This window comes from Streptomyces sp. (assembly GCF_031178505.1).
GTDB lineage: Bacteria > Actinomycetota > Actinomycetes > Streptomycetales > Streptomycetaceae > Streptomyces > Streptomyces gulbargensis.
The window spans coordinates 1-3,809 of the sequence record NZ_JAPSIW010000684.1; the positions used below are offsets into that span (position 1 = coordinate 1).

3 protein-coding genes are annotated in these 3,809 nt (G+C 76.0%); 2 read left to right on the plus strand and 1 reads right to left on the minus strand.

Translation table 11 applies throughout. The features are described 5' to 3' along the window. Positions 1-144 precede the first annotated feature (144 nt). Positions 145-1,083 (minus strand): NADP-dependent oxidoreductase, encoded by a 939-nt coding sequence (locus RIF68_RS30430; RefSeq protein WP_309054496.1) that lies wholly within the window; start codon positions 1,081-1,083, stop codon positions 145-147. A gap of 228 nt (positions 1,084-1,311) precedes the next feature. Here RIF68_RS30430 and RIF68_RS30435 point away from each other — a divergent pair, with 228 nt between their 5' ends. Together RIF68_RS30435 and RIF68_RS30440 are read left to right on the plus strand one after the other, a co-directional pair. Then, entirely contained in the window at positions 1,312-2,871 is a 1,560-nt protein-coding gene (locus tag RIF68_RS30435) for a substrate-binding domain-containing protein (protein WP_309054497.1), read from the plus strand. Positions 2,872-2,897: 26 nt separating this feature from the next. After that, the coding region (locus RIF68_RS30440; RefSeq protein WP_309054498.1) for a serine/threonine-protein kinase at positions 2,898-3,809 on the plus strand (912 nt) is incomplete at its 3' end.

Sequence of the window (3,809 nt, forward strand, 5' to 3'; positions counted from 1 at the left end):
CCGTCACCGGCTCCCGGCAGGGCGGGTACGCCTACCGCTACGTCACCGACCGGGAGCGGCGTCCCTGACCCCACGCGCGCACGGTACGGCCCCGGATCCCGCACAGGGGACCCGGGGCCGTACCCGCTCCTGAGGGGGACCAGGTCAGATCAGGAGGACCATCCGGCCGGGGCGGTGGCCCGCCTCGGCGCGGCGGTGTGCCTCGGCCGCCTCCTCCAGGGGCAGCACGTCAGCCACCCGGGTGATCAGTTCGCCGGCCGCGACCTGCTCCAGCATCCGCTTGAGCCGGGCGGCGTCCGGGCGGCCCCGGGCGAGCGAGACCCGGATGTCCCGCTGGGCGACCGGCGCGCTGTCCTCCCACAGGGTGAGGAACGCGCCCCCGTCGCGGACGGCGGGCAGCAGCGCGTCGGAGATCAGGGCCGTGTCGAACACCGCGTCCGCCCCGCCGGGCGCCTCGCGCAGCACCCCGGCCACGACGTCCGTCGGCGTGCCGCGCGGCACCACCGCCTCGGCCCCGAGGATCTTCAGCTCGGCCTCGTCGCCCGGATCGGCGACGGCGATCACCCGCAGGCCCAGGGCGGCGGCGTGCTGGACGACGTACCGGCCGATGACCCCGGCGCCGCCCGTCACGAGCAGGACGGAACCGGCCGGCAGGTTCAGCTCGTCGAGCGCCTGCGCCGCCGTCAGGGAGGCCAGCGGCACCACGGCCGCCGACGTGAAGTCGACCTCGTCCGGGATCGGCGCCAGCCAGGCCGGGTCGGCGAGGATCACCTCGGCGTACGTCCCCGTGCCGCCCTCCTCCCGCCACGGCACGAAGCCGGCGACGCGGGTGCCCTCGGGCAGGCCGGGCGCCGGGTCGACGAGCCGGCCCGCGAAGTCGTAACCGAGGACGAACGGCGGCTTCAGGTCGCCCAGGGCGTCGGCGAGCCGCCCGGACCGGATCTTCAGGTCCGCCTGGTTCACGGAGGCGGCCTTGAGCCGCACCCGTACCCTGCCCGGGACGTCCCCGGCCTCCGGCTCCGGCCGGCGGCCCATCCTGAGGACCTCGGGACCGCCGTAGGCGGACACTTCGACGACACGCATGGGGTACTCCTCCGTCGGAAGGCCCCCTCGTGGCCATTACACCCACGCTCCCGACCCCCGGCAACCGCTGATCACCCGCCCGCGCACCCGCCCCGCCGGGCCCGCCGGGCGACCGCGCGACCCCACCGGAGGGCACCGGTCCCGGCCCGGTCGACGGAAGGGAGAACTCCAGGTGGCGGCCTGCGACATCCGCCCCGCGCCCGCACACCCGTCCGTACCGTCGGCCCCGTGGACTGGCTCACCGCTGAGAACCTCATCGCCGTGGTCACCGCGCTCCTCGGCGTCCTCGTCTCGGCCGGTGCCGTCTGGTACGAGCGGCGGGTGCCGCACCAGCGGCGCGTCGGCTACCGCGTCCAGCTCGACACGGCCATCGGCGACGGCACCGCGGACCGGGCCGCCACGAGCCGGGGCGCGACCGTGCGGCGCGGCTTCTTCGACGCCACCCGCGACCTGGCCCACGCCAGCCTCGTCCTCCTGCGGATCGAGAACGACGGCGCCCTCGCCATCGGCGCCGAGCACTACACGGACGGGGACGACCACGGGCTGACCGTCGAGTTCACCGGACGTCGGGTGAAGGCGGTCGTCGTCACCGCCCCCGACCACCCCCGCCTCCTGAGCCACTTCCCCGACAGCTGGACGGGCGCCCCGGACGGCTGGGCGGGCACCACGGGCGCCGCCACCATCCAGCTCCCCAAGGTGCCGCTCAACCGGGGCGCCCACTACAAGGTGCTCGTCCTGCTGACCGGCGGCCGGGTCGGCGACGAGGTCACCGTCGACGGCAACATCGCCGAGGGCCACGTGCACGTCAACCGCAGTACGACCCCCGACGACACCCCGCCCGTCTTCAGCCGGGCGGCCAGGACCGTCACCGTCGCCCTCACCGTCTGCGTGGTGGCCCTCGCGGCCCTCGTCGTCCACGAGCGCACCCCGCCGCCCCTCGGCTGCGCCCGCGGCGCCCTCACCGTCACCGGCTCGACCGCCTTCGCCCCCGCCGTACGGGACGTGGCCAGGAAGTACGAGAAGGACTGCCCCGGCTCCCGGGTCGTCGTGGAGGCCCACGGCTCGGCCTCCGGCATACGGAGGCTCGCCGAGGAGGGCGCGCGGGCGTCCCGCGGCTCCCCCGCCGTCATCGCCCTCTCCGACGGGCGCAAGCCCGGCGGCCACCCCCAGCTGCGCGAGAGCACGGTCGCCGTCTCCCTCTTCACCCTCGTCGTCAACGACTCGACCCCCGTCCACACCCTCGACCGCGACCGGATCCGCCGCCTCTACCGGGGCGAGATCACCGACTGGAGCGAGATCACCGGCGGCCCCCGGCAGCCCGTCCTGCTCGTCAGCCGGAACGCCGGCTCGGGCACGCGCGAGGTGTTCCAGCGGCGGGTCCTCGGCCGCAACGAACCCGCCCACTCCTCCCAGGACTGCCGGCACCGCGACGACCCCGAGGCCCGGGTGATCCGCTGCGAACTCGACTCCACCGAGCAGGTCCTGGCCACCGTCGCCGCCCTGCCCGGTGCCCTCGGCTACACCGAACTGCGCGCGGGCACCGGCCTGAAGGGCCTCCACCGGGTGGCGATCGACGGGCGGCTGCCGTCCCCGGAGGAGACCGGCACCTCGCCCTACCCGTACCGGGAGATCGAGTACGCCTACACCTGGGGCGAACCCCCCGCCGACTCCCTGGCCTCCAGCTTCCTCACCTACCTGACCCGGGGCGGCGGCCAGGACGTCGTCCGCGTCCACGGCCATCTGCCCTGCGCCTCTCCGAAGGGCCTGCGGATCTGCGCGGACGGGTGAGGCCCGGTCTGGCATCCTCTTGCCCCGTGGAGCCTTTGAACGCGGAAGACCCGGTCGCCGTCGGTCCGTTCCGCCTGCTCGGCCGGCTCGGGGCCGGGGGGATGGGCCGGGTGTTCCTTGCGCGTTCGGCAGGCGGGCGGACCGTCGCCGTCAAGGTGGTGCACGCCGAACTCGCCGCGCAGGACGAGTTCCGCCGCCGGTTCGCCCGGGAGGTCGCCGCCCTCGAGCGGGTCGGCGGCACCGGCACCGCGCCCGTGCTCGGCGCGGACACCACGGCCGGGGCGCCGTGGGTCGCCGTCGGGTACGTGCCCGGCCCTTCGCTGCGGACGGTCGTCGCCGAGGAGTACGGGCCCCTGCCGGCCGCCACCGTACGGGCGCTGGCCGGCGGCCTCGCCCGCGCCCTCGTCCACATCCACGACGCCGGGCTCGTCCACCGCGACCTCAAGCCGTCCAACGTGCTGCTGACCGTCGACGGCCCCCGGATCATCGACTTCGGCATCGCCCGCGCCGTCGACACCGTCACCGACGGCGGCCTCACCACCACCGGCGCGCTCGTCGGCTCCCCCGGCTTCATGTCCCCCGAGCAGGTGCGCGGCGAACGGCTCACGGCCGCCTCCGACATCTTCTGCCTCGGCTCCGTCCTCGTCTACGCGGCGACCGGCCGGGGGCCCTTCGGGACGGCGGACAGCGGCGTCCACGCCACCATGTTCCGCATCGCCCACGACGAGCCGGACCTGGCGGACCTCGCGCCCGAGCTGACCGGGCTCATCCGGGCCTGCCTCGCCAAGGAGCCGGGCGCCCGGCCCTCCGCCGCCGAGATCGCCGCGACCCTGCCCGTGCCCGATCCGTGGCTCCCGGCCGGCGTCCTCGCCCGGCTCGGCCGGCACGCGGCCCTCCTCCTGGAGGCCGAGGCCGGGACCGGTGACCCCGTGGCCGGG